Source organism: Pseudomonas sp. GZD-209 (assembly GCF_049310485.1).
GTDB lineage: Bacteria > Pseudomonadota > Gammaproteobacteria > Pseudomonadales > Pseudomonadaceae > Aquipseudomonas > Aquipseudomonas sichuanensis.
In genome coordinates, this window is sequence record NZ_JBMOWQ010000034.1 from 1 (window position 1) to 15,553 (window position 15,553).

Annotated in this window: 11 protein-coding genes; 4 read left to right on the forward strand and 7 right to left on the reverse strand. The window is 66.2% G+C overall.

Annotated elements, in window-relative coordinates:
- The first annotated feature begins 101 nt into the window (after positions 1-101).
- The 4 genes from ACO6VM_RS05740 to ACO6VM_RS05755 all read left to right on the forward strand — a co-directional run bounded on the left by ACO6VM_RS05740 (position 102) and on the right by ACO6VM_RS05755 (position 3,219).
- Entirely contained in the window at positions 102-986 is an 885-nt protein-coding gene (locus ACO6VM_RS05740) for a 3-keto-5-aminohexanoate cleavage protein (protein ID WP_217841394.1), read from the forward strand.
- A gap of 149 nt (positions 987-1,135) precedes the next feature.
- On the forward strand, positions 1,136-2,101 hold the full coding sequence (locus tag ACO6VM_RS05745; RefSeq protein WP_258644158.1) for an L-carnitine dehydrogenase: 966 nt from the start codon (positions 1,136-1,138) through the stop codon (positions 2,099-2,101).
- A 10-nt stretch (positions 2,102-2,111) separates the two neighbouring features.
- A complete protein-coding gene (locus ACO6VM_RS05750) occupies positions 2,112-2,582 on the forward strand; it encodes a thioesterase family protein (protein ID WP_422402904.1) in 471 nt (156 codons plus the stop codon).
- A 379-nt stretch (positions 2,583-2,961) separates the two neighbouring features.
- Positions 2,962-3,219: a hypothetical protein gene (locus tag ACO6VM_RS05755; RefSeq protein WP_401057572.1), complete on the forward strand. Its 258-nt coding sequence runs from the start codon at positions 2,962-2,964 to the stop codon at positions 3,217-3,219.
- A 205-nt stretch (positions 3,220-3,424) separates the two neighbouring features.
- Here ACO6VM_RS05755 and ACO6VM_RS05760 read toward each other — a convergent pair whose 3' ends face one another.
- The 7 genes from ACO6VM_RS05760 to ACO6VM_RS05790 form a co-directional block, all read right to left on the reverse strand.
- Positions 3,425-5,092, reverse strand: a complete 1,668-nt coding sequence (locus tag ACO6VM_RS05760; RefSeq protein ID WP_422402905.1) for an ABC transporter ATP-binding protein/permease — start codon at positions 5,090-5,092, stop codon at positions 3,425-3,427.
- On the reverse strand, positions 5,089-7,875 hold the full coding sequence (locus ACO6VM_RS05765) for an insulinase family protein (RefSeq protein ID WP_422402906.1): 2,787 nt from the start codon (positions 7,873-7,875) through the stop codon (positions 5,089-5,091). Before ACO6VM_RS05765 ends, ACO6VM_RS05760 begins: the two co-directional genes overlap by 4 nt.
- 26 nt (positions 7,876-7,901) lie before the next feature.
- On the reverse strand, positions 7,902-10,691 hold the full coding sequence (locus ACO6VM_RS05770) for a TonB-dependent receptor plug domain-containing protein (RefSeq protein WP_401057569.1): 2,790 nt from the start codon (positions 10,689-10,691) through the stop codon (positions 7,902-7,904).
- Positions 10,692-10,901: 210 nt separating this feature from the next.
- Positions 10,902-11,861, reverse strand: coding sequence for a FecR family protein (locus tag ACO6VM_RS05775; protein WP_422402907.1), 960 nt, complete (start codon positions 11,859-11,861; stop codon positions 10,902-10,904).
- Between the two features lie 88 nt (positions 11,862-11,949).
- Positions 11,950-12,450, reverse strand: a complete 501-nt coding sequence (locus tag ACO6VM_RS05780) for a sigma-70 family RNA polymerase sigma factor (RefSeq protein WP_401057567.1) — start codon at positions 12,448-12,450, stop codon at positions 11,950-11,952.
- A gap of 192 nt (positions 12,451-12,642) precedes the next feature.
- On the reverse strand, positions 12,643-13,749 hold the full coding sequence (locus tag ACO6VM_RS05785) for a GlxA family transcriptional regulator (RefSeq protein ID WP_110992254.1): 1,107 nt from the start codon (positions 13,747-13,749) through the stop codon (positions 12,643-12,645).
- 389 nt (positions 13,750-14,138) lie between these two features.
- Positions 14,139-15,515: an L-serine ammonia-lyase gene (locus ACO6VM_RS05790; RefSeq protein ID WP_422402908.1), complete on the reverse strand. Its 1,377-nt coding sequence runs from the start codon at positions 15,513-15,515 to the stop codon at positions 14,139-14,141.
- Positions 15,516-15,553: the final 38 nt, after the last annotated feature.

Consider the following 15,553-nt stretch of genomic DNA (forward strand, 5'->3'; position numbering starts at 1 on the left):
GCCTCTTCGCGGGTAAACCCGCTCCCACAGGCCTCTACAGCCCCTGTGGGAGCGGGTTTACCCGCGAAAAGGCCAACACCGACACCCCAAGGAACAACCCCATGAACCACGACGTCATCATCACCTGCGCCCTCACCGGCGCTGGCGACACGGTCGCCAAGAGCCACCTGGTCCCGGTCACCCCGAAACAGATCGCCGAAGCCGCCGTGGAGGCCGCCAAGGCCGGCGCCACCGTGGTCCACTGCCACGTCCGCGACCCACAAACCGGCCGCTTCAGCCGCGACGTGGCGCTGTACCGCGAAGTGATGGAGCGCATCCGCGAAGCCGACGTGGACATCATCGTCAACCTCACCGCCGGCATGGGTGGCGACCTGGAAATCGGCCCGGGCGAAACGCCCATGGAGTTCGGCGCCGGCACCGACCTGATCGGCCCGCTGGAGCGCCTGGCCCACGTCGAGGCGCTGCTGCCGGAAATCTGCACCCTGGACTGCGGCACCCTCAACTTCGGCGACGGCAACGCCATCTACGTGTCCACCCCGGCGCAACTGCGCGCCGGCGCCAAACGCATCACCGAGCTGGGCGTCAAAGCCGAGCTGGAGATCTTCGACACCGGCCACCTGTGGTTCGCCAAGCAGATGATCAAGGAAGGCCTGCTGCACGACCCGCTGTTCCAGCTGTGCCTGGGCATCCCGTGGGGCGCACCGGCCGACACCACGACGATGAAAGCCATGGTCGACAATCTGCCCGCCGACGTGACCTGGGCCGGCTTCGGTATTGGCCGCATGCAGATGCCCATGGCCGCCCAGGCGGTGCTGCTGGGCGGCAACGTGCGGGTGGGGCTGGAAGACAACCTGTACCTGGACCGCGGTGTGCTGGCCAGCAACGGCCAGTTGGTCGAGCGCGCCGCCGAGATCATCACCCGCATGGGCGGGCGCGTGCTCAGCCCGGCCGAAGGCCGGGAAAAGATGAACCTCAAGCGCCGCTAATAAAACCAGCCCGCCGCAATCCCTGTGGGAGCGGGTTTACCCGCGAAGCAGGCGGCGCGGTGGATGGCACCGGCTTTGCCGGTGTTCGCGGGTAAACCCGCTCCCACAGGGTCTGCGCCCAGCCATGAAATTTTCAGTGAGAGTCAGATATGCCTTTTATCACCGACATCAAGACCTTCGCCGCCCTGGGTAGCGGCGTCATCGGCAGCGGTTGGGTCGCCCGTGCCCTGGCCCACGGCCTGGACGTGGTGGCCTGGGACCCGGCGCCCGGCGCCGAGGCGGCCCTGCGCAAGCGCATCGCCAATGCCTGGCCGGCGCTGGAGAAACAAGGCCTGGCCCCCGGCGCCGCACAGGGCCGCCTGAAGTTCGTGAGCACCATCGAAGAATGCGTGCGCGACGCCGACTTCATCCAGGAAAGCGCTCCCGAGCGCCTGGACCTCAAGCTCGACCTGCACGCCAGGATCAGTGCAGCCGCCAAGCCGAACGCGATCATCGGCTCCAGCACCTCGGGCCTGTTGCCCAGTGAATTCTACGAGTCGGCCACCCATCCCGAACGCTGCGTGGTGGGCCACCCGTTCAACCCGGTGTACCTGCTGCCGCTGGTGGAGATCGTTGGCGGGCGCAACACCAGCCCCGAGGCCATCGAGGCGGCCAAGACCATCTACACCGCGCTGGGCATGCGCCCGCTGCATGTGCGCAAGGAAGTCCCAGGGTTCATCGCCGACCGCCTGCTCGAAGCGCTGTGGCGCGAAGCCCTGCATCTGGTCAACGACGGCGTCGCCAGCACCGGCGAAATCGACGATGCGATCCGTTTTGGCGCAGGCCTGCGCTGGTCGTTCATGGGGACCTTCCTCACCTATACCCTGGCCGGGGGCGATGCCGGCATGCGCCACTTCATGGCCCAGTTCGGCCCGGCGCTGCAGCTGCCCTGGACCTACCTGCCGGCACCGGAGCTGACCGACAAGCTGATCGACGATGTGGTCGACGGCACGTCCGAACAGTTAGGCGAGCGCAGCATCGCCGCGCTGGAACGCTACCGCGACGACACCCTGCTGGCAGTGCTCGAAGCGGTGAAGAACAGCAAGGCCAAGCACGGCATGGCCTTCGGCGACTGAGGAGACGACGATGCCCGCACTGACCACCTATCGCACAGCCGTGCCGCCCGACTGGGTCGACTACAACGGCCACCTGCGCGACGCCTACTATCTGCTGATCTTCAGCTACGCCACCGACGCGCTGATGGAACGCATCGGCCTGGATGCCGATGCGCGGGGGCAGAGCGGGCATTCGCTGTTCACCCTGGAGGCGCATATCAACTACCTGCACGAGGTGAAGCTGGGTACCGAGGTGTGGGTGCAGACGCAGATCCTTGGCTTCGACAAGAAGCGCCTGCACCTGTACCACAGCCTGCACCGAGCGGGGTTCGACGAGGCGCTGGCAGCCAGTGAGCAGATGTTGTTGCATGTGGACCTGGCGGGGCCGAAGTCGGCACCGTTCGGGGAGCGCAGTGTCGAGTTGCTACGCGAGATTGTGCTTGGGCAGCGGGATCTGCCTGGCGCCGAATTCGCAGGCCGGGTGATAGCGCTGCCTGGATAGCCGCAACAAGCCATCGCGGGGCAAGCCCGCTCCCACAGGGATAGCGCCAGGTTTTCAACTTGTGGGCAAGACAGTTGCTCCCATACCAGCTTGTGGGAGCGGGCTTGCCCCGCGATGGCCTCAGTGGCCAAAAAATAACCCCGCAAAGCCGTGAGCTTGCGGGGCCAAGAGCGAGCAACATCCACTGTGCGAGAAGTGAGGGTGACCAAACCCTCGGTGCCGTGAATGACTCCAGTGTGCTGGCTCGCCCTCGATCCGATTTAGCCGTAAACGACCTGTTCTTAGCCAAAGCGGCCATCGCGACAATCTGCCCTTGCCGGGTTGTCGCAGGCGACACAGAATCGGTCGCAAACAACAGCGACCGAAAGGGGCAACAGCCATGATGCATGCAGATCTGATCGACCAGGACGACCTGCTGGGCCACCTGCGCGCCCGGGGCTTCGACATCCCCGCCGGGGCCAGCGCCGAAGAGGCCTGCGAGGTGGTGGTGCGTGGCCTGAGCGAACCCAACGCCCGCGCCCTCAAGGGCATGGTGGAGCAGATGTACACCGGCAGCGCGACGATCCTGCCGGCGGTGCGCCAGGCCATCGACAAGCAATTGCTGCCGGCGCTGGCGCAGTTCAGCAATCGCAGCTGAAGCCTGATCATCGAGACCTTCTAGAGCGACACCGCCCCTGTGAGAGCGGCTTCAGCCGCGAACACCGGCGAAGCCGGTGCCATGCACTGCGTAGGTTCCTTCGCAGTGGTCCGGCACTGCGGTAAACCCGCTCCCACGGGATAGGCGCTGGTTTCAAGCCATGCGCCAGGCCTGTAAGCAAAGCCTGCGATGAGGCCGTGCAACTTCACACCACCTCCGGCGCCTTCTCCAGTTCCAGCGTCCGTTCGAACAACCCCGCCAACCCTTCCTGGTGGGTCACCCCCACCACGGTGCACATCGGCAGTTCGCGCCTGAGCATTCGCAACAACGCCTTGGCACTGGCCAGGTCAAGCTGGCTGGTGGCTTCGTCCAGGTACAGCGTATCGGGCTTGTACAGCAGCGCCCGCGCCAGCCCCAGGCGCTGCTGCTCACCGCCAGACAGCACGCGCTCCCACTCCTGCTCGTCCTCGAGCTGCCCGCTCAACGCGACCAGCCCAACCTTCTCCAGTGCATCCTGTAGCAGCCGATCATCAAGACGCTCCAGCTGTGGATACGCCAGCAGGCCACGCAGAGTCATGCGCGGCAGGTAGGGCTTTTGCGGCAGCAACAGGCTGCGCCCCGCCGGCAATTGCCAGTCGCCCAGGCAGTACGGCCACAACCCCTGCAAGGTACGCAGCAGCGTCGACTTGCCCAGGCCACTGCGCCCAGCCAGACGCAACCAATGCCCTGGCTGCGCGCGCAGGTACAGGTCATCCACCATCACGCTGCCATCGGGCCGGCACAGGGTCAGGCCCTGGGCACACAGGCAGTCGCCCTGCGGCGGCTGACTGACCTGATGGCGACTGGCGGCAATCGCCCGCTCGAACTGGTCGAGCCGCTGCAGTGCCGCGCTCCAGCGCACCAGTTTGTTGTACAGCTTGATGAACCAGCTCAGCGAGTCGTGCACCGCGTTGAACGCGCTGCGGATCTGCATCAGCCCGCCCAAGGTGATGGCCTTGGCCATGAACGCCGGCAACGCCGCGAACACCGGAATGATCAGGCTCAGGCGCTGGTAAGCGACGGTAAACAGGCTCAGGTCGCGTTCGCGCCCCATCAGTTGCCGCCAGTTCTGCGCGATGGCGGCGAAACGCTGCATCAGTTGCTCACGCTCCACGGCCTCGCCACGGTACTGGGCGATCTGCTCGGCATGGTCGCGCTTGCGCAGCAGGCTTGCGCGAAAATCCGCCTCGCGGTGCTCACGCTCGTAGTTGAGGCGGTGCAGGGGCTTGCCGATCAGGTGGGTCAGCACGCTACCGCACAGGGTGTAGGCCAGCACGATCCACACCAGATAGCCGTGCACGGTGTAGCTGTCGCCGAACAGGCTGAAGGTCTGCACCCCCGAGAGGTTCCACAGGATCACCACGAACGCGCCGACCTGCGCCAGGTTGATCACCAGCGAGGCCACCAGTTCGATGGACAGGTCGACCATCACCTCGACGTCCTGGGCAATACGCTGGTCGGGGTTGTCCGGCTCGCCGCTCAAGCCCAGACGATAGAACGCCTGGTCGGCAAGCCAGGCATCGACCAGGCGCCCGGTCATCGCCTGGCGCCAGCGCAGCACCAGGCCTTTGCGGATGTAGTCGAGCAACACGATGATCAGCACGTAGGCGCCCAGGTACAACGCGTACTGGCCGACCAGCCCATACAGCGCATGGGTATCGAACGCGGCGAGGGTGTCGTAGAAGGTCTTGCTCCAGCTGTTGATCAGCACGTTGATCTGTACCACCAGCAACCCCAGGCCGATCACCGCAGCGAGCATCAGCCAGGCCTTCCACTGGCCACGGTCATGCCAGAACGGCCGGCTCAGCCGGTAGAACCTGCGCAGGGTGCTCAACGGGCCTGCTCCTGCGCAGCCGCCGACGGCAGCAGGCGCAGTTGTACCTGGTTGGCGCGCGGGAACAGTTGGCGTGCCTGCTGCTGCAGCTCGGCCCGGGTCAGGGCCTCGGGCAGCTGTACCTGGGTGTGCAGGTAGCGCGGGTCCTGCCAGCGGCGGTCACTGAGGACCAGGCGCTTGAACTGGGTCTGGGCATCGTCACGGCGCTTGCCTTCCTGACGCAGCAGCTCGCGGCGCTCGCTCACCACCCAGGCTTCATCGACGTCAAGGCTGGCCAGGGTGCGCTGGGCCATGGCCCACAGCTCATCGACCCGCGCCGGGTCACAGGTGAAGGTCAGGCTGCTTTCGACGCGCTGGGTGTCGGGGTTCAGCTCGCTGTCGAACCGCAGCCGGTACACGCCCGAAGCCTCACCGCGCAGCTGCGCCTTGAGGCGCTGGTTGGCCAGGTCGCGCAGCACCGCCACACGCACGGCGGCCTCCGGGCTCCAGGGCTGGTCGTAGTAGCTACTGGCCTGCACCACCGCACGCGGTTCCAGCGCGATGGCCAGGTCGGCACGGCGCTGCCCGGGCTGCTGCAAAGCGGGCTGGCTGTCTACGGGCAACGCGTTGCGGGGGATGCTCGCCAGCAGTTCGCGCACCAGCAACTGCAGCTGTTCGGCAGGCAGGTCAGCCATCAGGTAGTAGGTCACCGGCGCACTGGCCAGGCGCAGCCAGTCGGCGTCCAGCTGTTTGACGGTGAGGGCCTCGACGTCGCCAACCGCCGGCGCCCGCCAGTGGTCGGCGCCGTACTTGAGCTGGCGCTGAGCGGCCTCCTGGCGGCTGCGCACGTCATCGGGGCGGCTGCGCAGGCGTTGCAGCAACTCGTCGCGGGACTCGGCGAACAGCCTCGGGTCGATGCTCGCCACCTGGCTGACGCGGTAACTCTGCAACATTGCCTGCAGTTGCTCGGGCGCCGCACCCAGGCTCAGTTGCAGACGCTGGGGTTGCTGGTCGAGGCTCAGCGTTGCGCGCTGGGCCTGACGCCAGTCGGCCAGGGCCTGCGGATCCATGCCGACAGTGCCGCTGCGCACGGCCAGCTGGGCGGCCATCTGCAAGCGCCAGGCCGGCGTGTCGGCCACGCGGTAGCCGGCGGAGGATTCGGCCTGCAACACGGCCTTGCCGTCGGGACCGGCGCGCTTGAGCCAGACCAGACGGTCGCCATTGCTCAGGCGCCAGTGCTCGACCTGCTGAGCGGGGAACGCCTTGCGCTCGACCACGTTCGCTGCGGTCGCCGCGCTCGCCAGCGTGAGTGCAGGCTTGGCGGGCACGGCCGGTACCTTGCGCACCGGGGCCTGCAGCGAGCGTTCGGCCAGCGCCATTTGCTGCGCCTGCACGTCGGCGACACTGGGCAGCGCCATGGCCGAGGTGCCCGGGGCACTGATCTGCAACACCTGGTCGGGGCTGGCCAGCCAGCGCCGCAGGCGGGCGTTGAGGTCACGCAGGGTGATGCTGCCCAGCACCTCCTGATAGCGCCGGGCGGCCGCCACGCGGTCGGTCAACGGGCGATCCTGCACGGCGGCATTGTTCAGCTGTTCCACCCACTGCTCGAAGGTACGCGGGGCCTGGTTGGCCAGGGCCTTTTTCGCCAAGCTGCGGATATGCGCACGCTCACGCGCCAGGTCGGCCTTGCCCAAGCCATGCTGGCGCAAGCGCTCGATCTCGGTCAGCAAGGCTTGCAGTGCCTGGGCGTGGGCTGAGCCCTCGACACCGGCGGCGATGCCCAACACCGTGGAGTGCTCGCCGATCAGGGTCTTCTGTGCAGTCAAGCTGCGCACACCGGCGTCGCGAGGCTGGCGGCGCAGGCTGTCGACCAGGGCGGCCAGGGCCATGCGGTCGATCAGGCGTTCGCGCAGGGCGGCGTGGGTAGTGCCGCGGCTGTCCGGCTCGTGCAGGCGGAACAGCAGCGCCACTTGGTTGCTGCCCGATTGCGGGTCTTGCAGGCGGAACACCTTGAGGCTGTCGTCGAGCGGCAGCTCGCGCTGCGCCCGGTCGGGTACAACGCCGGCCTTGGCGCCACCGAACGCCTGCTCGATCTGTGCCTTGAGTTGCTGCGGGTCGAAGTCGCCCACCGCCGACAGCACCATGTTGTTGGGCAGGTACCAGCGCGACTGGTAGGCCTTGAGGCTTTCCAGGCTGGCCGAACGGATGGCCGCCTCGTTGCCGATGGTGCGGTGCCCGGGGTAGGCCGAGCCGGCCCGCTGCGAAGCGGTGCGCTGCTGGTTCATGCGCTGGGCCACACCCAGGCCGCCGCGCCACTCCTCGATCACGATCGGCCGCTCGCGCTCCAGGTCCGCCGCCGTGTAGTCACCGGCGAACACCAGGTCGGCCAGGGCCTGCAAGGCTTGTGGTGCCTGGCGCACGCCGGCCGGCGGGCCGATCAGGTACTGGGTGCGCTCGTAGTTGGTCACGGCATTGAAGTTGCGCCCCTGCACCCAGCCCAGTTCGGTCATGCGCTGGCGCAGGTTCTGGCTGCCGCCGGCTCGGCTGTGGAAGGTCAAGTGTTCGACCATGTGCGCTACGCCGACCTGGTCGCCGGCTTCGTCCACGGAGCCGGCCTTGACCGTCAGGCGCAGGTCCAGCCGATTGGGCTGCGAACTCTCGCGCACCAGGCGGTAGGCCAGGCCGTTGGGCAGTTGGCCGTGGACCACCTGGCTGTCCCAGGGCAGTGGCGCGTCAGGTTCGGGCAGCGACGCGCAGGCGCCGAGCAGCAGCGGGCCGAGCAGGCCGGCGAGGAGCTTTTTCATCAGGGCATCTCTTGTCGTGTGGGCGGTCAGAAGCGGTAGCCGACTTCCAGCCAGTACTGGCGGCCAACCTCGTAGCTGACCACGTTGACCGACTCGCGGCTGGCGATCTTGTTGACCTGGTCGGTGACGTTGGTGATGTCGACGTTGACGAAGAACGCCTGCTCCTTGCCGGTGGGAATGTCCCAGGCCAGACGCATGTCCCAGGTCGGCGCGCCGGGCGTGGCGACGGTCTCGTAGCGGCTGTAGGTCTTGCCGTCGACTTCGGCGTCGGGGCTGACCTTGACCACCTGGTCGTAGGGGCCGCGGTAGCGCAGGAAGTTGCTGACTGCGAGGTTCCACTGCGGGATATCGGTGATGGTCACCAGGCGCGCGGTCCAGGGCCGGTTGAAATCACTGGCCGGAAGTTCTTCGTAAGCAACCAGGTTGCCGTCGAACATCACCGGCTCGTTATCGAGCTCTTCGCGGTCCACCCCGGCCTCGTAGGTAGCGCCGTGCGCGCCTTTGCTGCGCGACCAGTCCAGCGCCAGCTGCACGCTGGTGCTGGTGCCCTTGAAGCGCAGCGGCTGCATGGGCGCCACGGTCAGGCTGAGGTTCTCGGTTTCGCTGGTGCCGGCGTTGAGGTAGGTGAAGTAGTCCTTGGTGTAGCCGGCGGGCACCTGCTTTTCGTCGAGGGAGTAATACGGCCGGGTCCGGTAGATCTGGTCATGGCCCTTGCGGTTGATGTACTTGAGCTGGAACTCGGTGTCGAACCAACGCTGATTGAGGCCGAGCATCAGCTCGTCGTCATAGGGAATGTCCATGGTCCTGAAGTTGCTCAGGTTCTGGTTGCGACTGGCAAACTTCCAGGCAACGGCCTGGTTGGTGCGGGTGTAGCGAGTGGTGAAGGCCTGGCGACCATCGGCCAGGCGGTACTTGAACAGGTTGCGCCCGTAATAGCGGTTGGCACCGAACACCAGCACGGTGCTGCGGTCGCCGAAGAAGTCGTAGTCACCGGCGAAGCGTGGCGCCAGGGTTTTCTTTTCCATGTAATCGTCCCCCTCGAAGCGCAGGCCGGGGCGCAGGGTGAGGTTGCCGTAGGCGATCTCATCCTGGACGAACAGGGCGTACTTCTTCTGTTCAAGGTCCAGCTTGCCGGCGCCGTACACCATCATCGCCGAACCGTACTGGCGGGTCCGGTTGTTGAGCTGGCGGCCGATGGAGCAGTACGGGTCGCTGCCGCAGGTGGTGCCGTTGTCGCGCCTGAAGGTGGGGATCGACAGGGCGTCTTCCTCGCGCTCCCAGGTGGCGCGCTGGTAGCCCAGTTCCAGGCCGGTGCTTACCGTGTGCAGCGAGGAGCCGAGGTTGAAGGTCTGCCAGTCGGCCTTGAGCTTGTAGTCGAGGCCACGCTGGGTCTGGTACAGGTCGCCATAGCCGCCCTCGCCACTGCGGGCGGTGGCGCGATCGGGGTTGCCCCAGTCCTTGCTGGTGGACCAGTACCAGTTGACCAGCTCGTCACTGTCGGACTCGCGCGAGGCATACAGGTTGGTCAGCGCCAGCTGCTGGGTCCAGCGCGCGCTGTCGCCTTCGTAGATCGCCTTCAGCGAGCCCTGCCAGCCACCGTTGATATTGGTGAAGCCGGAATTGCGCTCATCCTCGCGAAAGTAGGTGTTCTCCTGCGGGGCGTAGACGATGGAGGCGTCCAGGCTCAGGCGGTCGTTGACCGTCCAGTAGGTCTTGAGCAGAAAGTTGTCGAGGGCGCGGGTCTGTTCCTGCTCGTTGTCGTTGTTGGGGCTGTTGTAGCCGTTGGCGTAGGTGCGCAATGGCAGGTACGAACGCTTCTGCGAGAAGTTGAGCAGCGCACCGAAATCCTCGGTGAAATGCCCTTCGAGGGTGCCGCGCAGGGTGGTCTTCTTGAACTCGGGCTGGTTCTTCTCGCTGGAAGAGTTTTCGAAGCTTTCCCGGTCGTCGCCGCTGATGTGGTAGCGGGTCCACTCGGAGCGGCTCATGGCATAGGAGATCTTGCCGTGCAGGTCCTGGCTGGGGCGCCGGGTGATGGCGTCGACCACACCGCCATTGAAGCCGCCGTACTCCACCGGCACGTTGCTGTCGTAGACCTTGATCTCTTCGAGCAGGTCGGCGTCCAGGGCGATGCCGTGGGAGCGGCTGGGCGAGGAGTCGAACTGGCGGGTTTCGTTGTAGCCATGGGCGCCGGGGTCGAGGTCGTTGTTGATCGAGATGCCGTCGATCATGAAGTTGTTCTGGTAGAACTTGGCGCCGTTGATGCTGATGTCGGCGGGGTCGATCTCGCCGGGGGTGTTGGAGCTTTTCTGGTCAGTGCTGAACTGCACGTTGGGGTGCATCTGCAGCATGGTGGTGATGTCGCCGTTGGCGCCGGGGAAGGCCTGGATGGCCTTGCGGTCGATTACCGTGGCGCCCATGAAGCTGTTTTCCTCGGTGTCGCCGAGGATCAGGGTGTTGTGCAGTTCGATGGCGCCGGCGTCGGCCTGCAGCAGGCGAAAGGTCAGGGCGCCGTACTCGTAGTCCCAGGTGATGCCGGTGCCCAGCAGCAGTTGCGCCAGAGCTGCCTCGCTGCTGAGCTGGCCACTGATGGCCGTGGAGTGCAGGTTTTCCAGCAGGTCGGGGTCGACCGTGACCTGCAGGCCGCTCTGCTGGCCGAAGTTGATCAGGGCGATCGCCAGCTTTTGCGCGGGGATGTCGAATGAGTGGATCTGGGCCAGTACCGCGCGCGGTGTTTCATCCTCGGCCTGTACAGGCGCCAGCGCTACCGCGCAGCACAGCCCGAGCAGGCCCGCACCGGCCACTTTTGTCAGGCGCAACGACCAACCCCGCGCTTGGCGCAGCTTTCGGCTTGTAATTTCAGTCATCCCACATCCCCGCCCCGGCAATCGCCGGGCTGCAAAATTGAATACGAATCGCTATCAGTTGTTGCGCGCGGGGGAGAAGACGGGGCAGTGCGGGGAATTTTCAGAAAAAGATGAAATTAATTTCAACGGGGGTTATCGAGCCGCTGTGCGGCCCCGGCAATCTCAAGGCTTGCTCAGCACCAGCAGCCACGGCCCATAACTGCGCACCTCGCCGCCATGGGGCCGGACCACCGCACGCAGGGCCACTTCGGGCTTGCGCAGGTCATACACGCCGGTCACTCGTTTGCCGCCCAGCGCGTCATCGCGCAGCAGCACCTTGCCCGGCAGGTAGTGCGCCAGCTCCCGCACCAGCTCGGCCACTGGCTGGTCGTCGGCGATCAGCTGGCCCTGGCGCCAGGCGGCGGTTTGCGAGGGCGCGAACGCACTCACCTGGGCCTGTCCATCCAGATAGCGCAAGCGTTGCCCGGCTGTCAGCGCGGCGGCCAACACCCGGGCCGAGTCTTCGACCCGTACCGAACCATGTTGCACGTCCACACCCACCCTGCCCGGCCGCAGCTCGACATTGAAGGCAGTGCCGGTGACCGTCACCCGCACCCCCTCGGCGCGCACATGAAACGGCTTGCCCTTGTCGGGCATCACTTCGAAGAACGCCTGGCCGGCCAGCAGGCGCACGTCGCGGTGATCGCCGGCATAGTCCACGGCGATGGCAGTGTCGCTGTCCAGCTGCACCACGCTGCCGTCGGCCAGGGTGATGTCGCGGGTTTCACCCAGGGCGGTGCGGTAGTCGGCCTGCAGGCGCAAGGTGAGGGTGGGGGCCACGGCCAGCATCAGGCAAGCGGCCACGGCGGCGCCCAGCCACCAGCGGCGCGGGGATTTGCGCCGTACCGGCAGGCTGACCACCTCGGCCGTGGCAGGCCACAGCTCGGCGGTCGCCGGCGCCAACTGGCCGCTGAGCCGCCAGAGCCGCTCGGCCTTGCGGTAGGCCTCGGGGTTGCCGGCATCGGCGGCCAGCCACTGCTCGAACTGTTCGCGCAGAGGCAGGTCGTGCGGGGCCTGCTGTAGGCGCAGGAGCCAGTCCAGCGCCTGCTCGCGGCGGCTGGCGGTGAGGTCTGCGGGCGTCATGTCCGGCAAGTCTCCTGGGGGCTCGGGGGCGCGAAGGGTCGCACAGAGTCGGCCCGTTGATCAAAAGACGCGGCAGCCTGAGGTTTTTTCACAGGTCGTCCTCCAGCTGCTCCAGGCAATGGCGCAGGGCATCGCGCACCAGCTGGTGCACCAGGCTGACCGAGACGTCCAGATGGCTGGCCACCTGTTGCAGGGTGAAGCCGCCCAGGCGGTGCATTTCGAAGGCGGTGCGGGTACGCAATGGCAGCGCTTCGAGGGCGCGGCTGATGGCGGCGAGTTCGTTCTGCTGGCTGACCGCCTGCTCGGGCGAGGCGTTGCTGGCGGGCAGTTCGGCGAGGATCTCGTCGCCACCGGGCTGGGCCTTTTCCGTGGCCGTGCGGCGGGTCTGGTCGAGGGCCAGGTTGCGCACGATGCGATAGAGGTAGCTGGCGGGGTGGCGGATGTCGGCATCGCCTGGCTGGCTGCTGAAGCGCAGCCAGGCTTCCTGGACGACATCCTCGGCGCGGGCGCGGCAGCCGACGATGGGCGTGGCGTAATCAACCAGTGCCGGGCGGTGGGCCAGGTAGAGCTGCAGTTTGTCGTCCGCCAAGGGGTGGTATGCCAAGGAGCTTACGGGGGCGGCGATGTTACCTGTAGTCGAGAATCATTATCAACATACGGATCTATGTTGCCGTCAAGGGCCTCTTCGCGGGTAAACCCGCTCCCACAGGTACCGCACCGTTTTCAACTGCGGTGCAGTACCTGTGGGAGCGGGTTCACCCGCGAAAAAAGCGACGCGGTGTCAGAGCCTGACGCTGGCGAAGGTCGACTCGTTGCGCGCCTGGCTCAGAGCGGCCAGCGGGCCGCTGTGCGGCGACAGGGCCATGGCCTGCGGGATCGGCATCATCGCCACCTGTTGGGTGGTGTTGGAGCCCACGCGCTCGTCACGCGGCGGAATGCCGAAGTACTCGCGGTAGCACTTGGAGAAGTGCGGGGTGGAAACGAAGCCGCACACCGAAGCCACCTCGATGATCGACATGGGGGTCTGCTTGAGCAGTTGCCGTGCGCGAATCAGGCGCAGCTTGAGGTAGTAGCGCGACGGCGAGCAGTGCAGGTACTTCTGGAACAGGCGCTCGAGCTGGCGCCGCGACACCGCCACGTACACCGCCAGTTCGTCGAGGTCGATCGGCTCTTCCAGGTTGGCCTCCATCAGCGCGACGATTTCCTGCAGCTTCGGCTGGTTGGTGCCGAGCATGTGCTTGAGCGGCACGCGCTGGTGGTCCTGTTCGTTGCGGATGCGCTCGTAGACGAACATCTCGGAAATCGCCGCCGACAGCTCGCGGCCGTGATCGCGGCTGATCAGGTGCAGCATCATGTCCAGCGGCGCGGTGCCACCGGAGCTGGTGAAGCGGTTGCGGTCGAGGGTGAACAGGCGGGTGCTCATGTTCACCCGCGGGTAGGCCTCCTGCATCGCGGCCAGGCATTCCCAGTGCACGCTGCAATCGAAGCCGTCGAGCAGGCCGGCACAGGCCAGCGCCCAGCTGCCGGTGCATACCGCACCGAGGCGGCGCGACTGGCGGGCCTGGGCCTGCAGCCAGGTGACGTGCTCACGGGTGACGGTACGCTGGATGCCCACACCGCCGCAGACGATCACGGTGTCGATCGGCGGAGCGCTGTGCATGGCGGCGTCGGGGGTGATCTGCAGGCCATCGCTGGCCCAGACCTGGCCGCCGTCGGCGGTCAGGGTGTGCCAGCGGTACAGCTCACGGCCGGACAGCTGGTTGGCCATGCGCAGGGGTTCGACTGCCGACGCCAGGGAAATGAGGGTGAAGTTGTCCAACAGGAGAAAACCAATGGACTGGGGTGCTGTGCGGTTCTGGGTTGGGGTCCCGGAGGTGTACGACGTCATCGCGATTTCTCCTCACACAATGCAGGGTGTGCCTCAGGCGAGCACTGTTCTTGTAATGGCCCCGTTTCGTATGCAGGGGCTTTGCCAATCTCAACGCAAATGGCATGCCTGAAATTGAACACGTATCCAACAAAACCCAAAAACGACGTCGAAAAGCGGCGTGCAGCGGGCTCTGGATCGAGCGTAGACCTAATCGCAAACCGGCGGGCCAGCGCCTTCAGGTGTAACGACTGAGCAGTTCGGTAGCACTGCTGGGAAGGTTGCCCAGATGCGACAAACTTAAGTGTCACCGACAACGACGCTACCGGTAACGACAGCCGACAACCGGTAGATGACAAGCGCTGCGCCAAAATGTGGCGCAGCGGCCAGGCACGGGCAGAAACGGCGCATCAGCACTCGATGGCGCTGACGGCGAGGCCCCCGCGCGAGGTTTCCTTGTACTTGTCGTGCATGTCGGCGCCGGTGTCACGCATGGTGCGGATCACCTGGTCGAGGGAGATGAAGTGTTCGCCGTCGCCGCGCAGGGCCATCTGCACGGCGTTGATGGCTTTTACCGCAGCGATGGCGTTGCGCTCGATGCAGGGCACCTGGACCAGGCCACCGACCGGGTCGCAGGTCAGCCCGAGGTTGTGTTCCAGGGCGATCTCGGCGGCGTTCTCCAACTGCGCCGGGGTGGCACCGAGCACATCGGCCAGGCCCGCGGCGGCCATGGCGCAGGCCGAGCCGACCTCGCCCTGGCAGCCGACTTCGGCGCCGGAAATCGAAGCGTTCTTCTTGCACAGGATGCCGACGGCTGCCGCGCCGAGGAAGAAGTCGACAACGTTGGACTCGTCCACCACGTCGGAGAAACGCATGTAGTAGTGCAGCACGGCCGGGATGATCCCCGCCGCGCCGTTGGTGGGCGCGGTGACCATGCGCCCGCCGGCGGCGTTTTCTTCGTTGACCGCCAGGGCGAACAGGTTGACCCACTCCATGGCGCTCATGGTCGAGCCGATGACGTTGGGTTTGCCGATCTCCTGCAGGCTGCGGTGCAGCTTGGCGGCGCGGCGGCGCACATTGAGCCCGCCGGGCAAGGTTCCTTCGTGCTTGAGGCCGTTGTTCACGCATTCCTGCATGGCGCTCCAGAGCTTGAGCAGGCCGGCGCGAATCTCTTCTTCGCTGCGCCAGACCTTTTCGTTCTCCAGCATCAATTGCGACACGCGCAGGTCGTTTTGCTTGCACAGGTGCAGCAGCTCGGCGGCGCTGTTGAAATCGTAGGGCAACACGGTCTGGTCGGCGTCCAGCACGCCGCTGGCGGCCTGGGCGGCATCGACCACGAAACCGCCGCCCACCGAGTAGTAGGTGTCACGGTGCAGTTCGCCGCCCTCGCCTTCGGCCACCAGGGTCATGGCGTTGGGGTGGTACGGCAGGTTCTCGTCGAGCAGCAGCATGTCGCGGGCCCAGACGAATTCGATGGGCAGGCGGTTGTCGAGCTTGAGCACGTTGGTTTCGCGCAGGTCGGCGATGCGTGGGGTGATCTGGGTCGGGTCGATGGCGTCGGGCCATTCGCCCATCAGGCCCATGATGGTGGCGCTGTCGGTGCCGTGCCCGACACCGGTGGCCGACAGCGAGCCATACAGCCGCACTTCGATGCGCCGCACCTGCTCCAGCTCGCCGCGCTGGCGCAGGCCCTGGACGAACAGGGCGCCGGCGCGCATGGGGCCGACGGTGTGGGAGCTGGAAGGCCCGACACCGATCTTGAACAGGTCGAACACGCTGATGGCCATTGTCGCTTCACCTCTTGATGGGCTTGCCTGGTCGCGCC

Coding starts and splice junctions, on each gene's coding strand:
- ACO6VM_RS05740 (WP_217841394.1), top strand. CDS start 102: ATGAACCACGACGTCATCATCACCTGCGCCCTCACCGGCGCTGGCGAC.
- ACO6VM_RS05745 (WP_258644158.1), top strand. CDS start 1,136: ATGCCTTTTATCACCGACATCAAGACCTTCGCCGCCCTGGGTAGCGGC.
- ACO6VM_RS05750 (WP_422402904.1), top strand. CDS start 2,112: ATGCCCGCACTGACCACCTATCGCACAGCCGTGCCGCCCGACTGGGTC.
- ACO6VM_RS05755 (WP_401057572.1), top strand. CDS start 2,962: ATGATGCATGCAGATCTGATCGACCAGGACGACCTGCTGGGCCACCTG.
- ACO6VM_RS05765 (WP_422402906.1), bottom strand. CDS start 7,875: ATGAAAAAGCTCCTCGCCGGCCTGCTCGGCCCGCTGCTGCTCGGCGCC.
- ACO6VM_RS05775 (WP_422402907.1), bottom strand. CDS start 11,861: ATGACGCCCGCAGACCTCACCGCCAGCCGCCGCGAGCAGGCGCTGGAC.
- ACO6VM_RS05785 (WP_110992254.1), bottom strand. CDS start 13,749: ATGACGTCGTACACCTCCGGGACCCCAACCCAGAACCGCACAGCACCC.
- ACO6VM_RS05790 (WP_422402908.1), bottom strand. CDS start 15,515: ATGGCCATCAGCGTGTTCGACCTGTTCAAGATCGGTGTCGGGCCTTCC.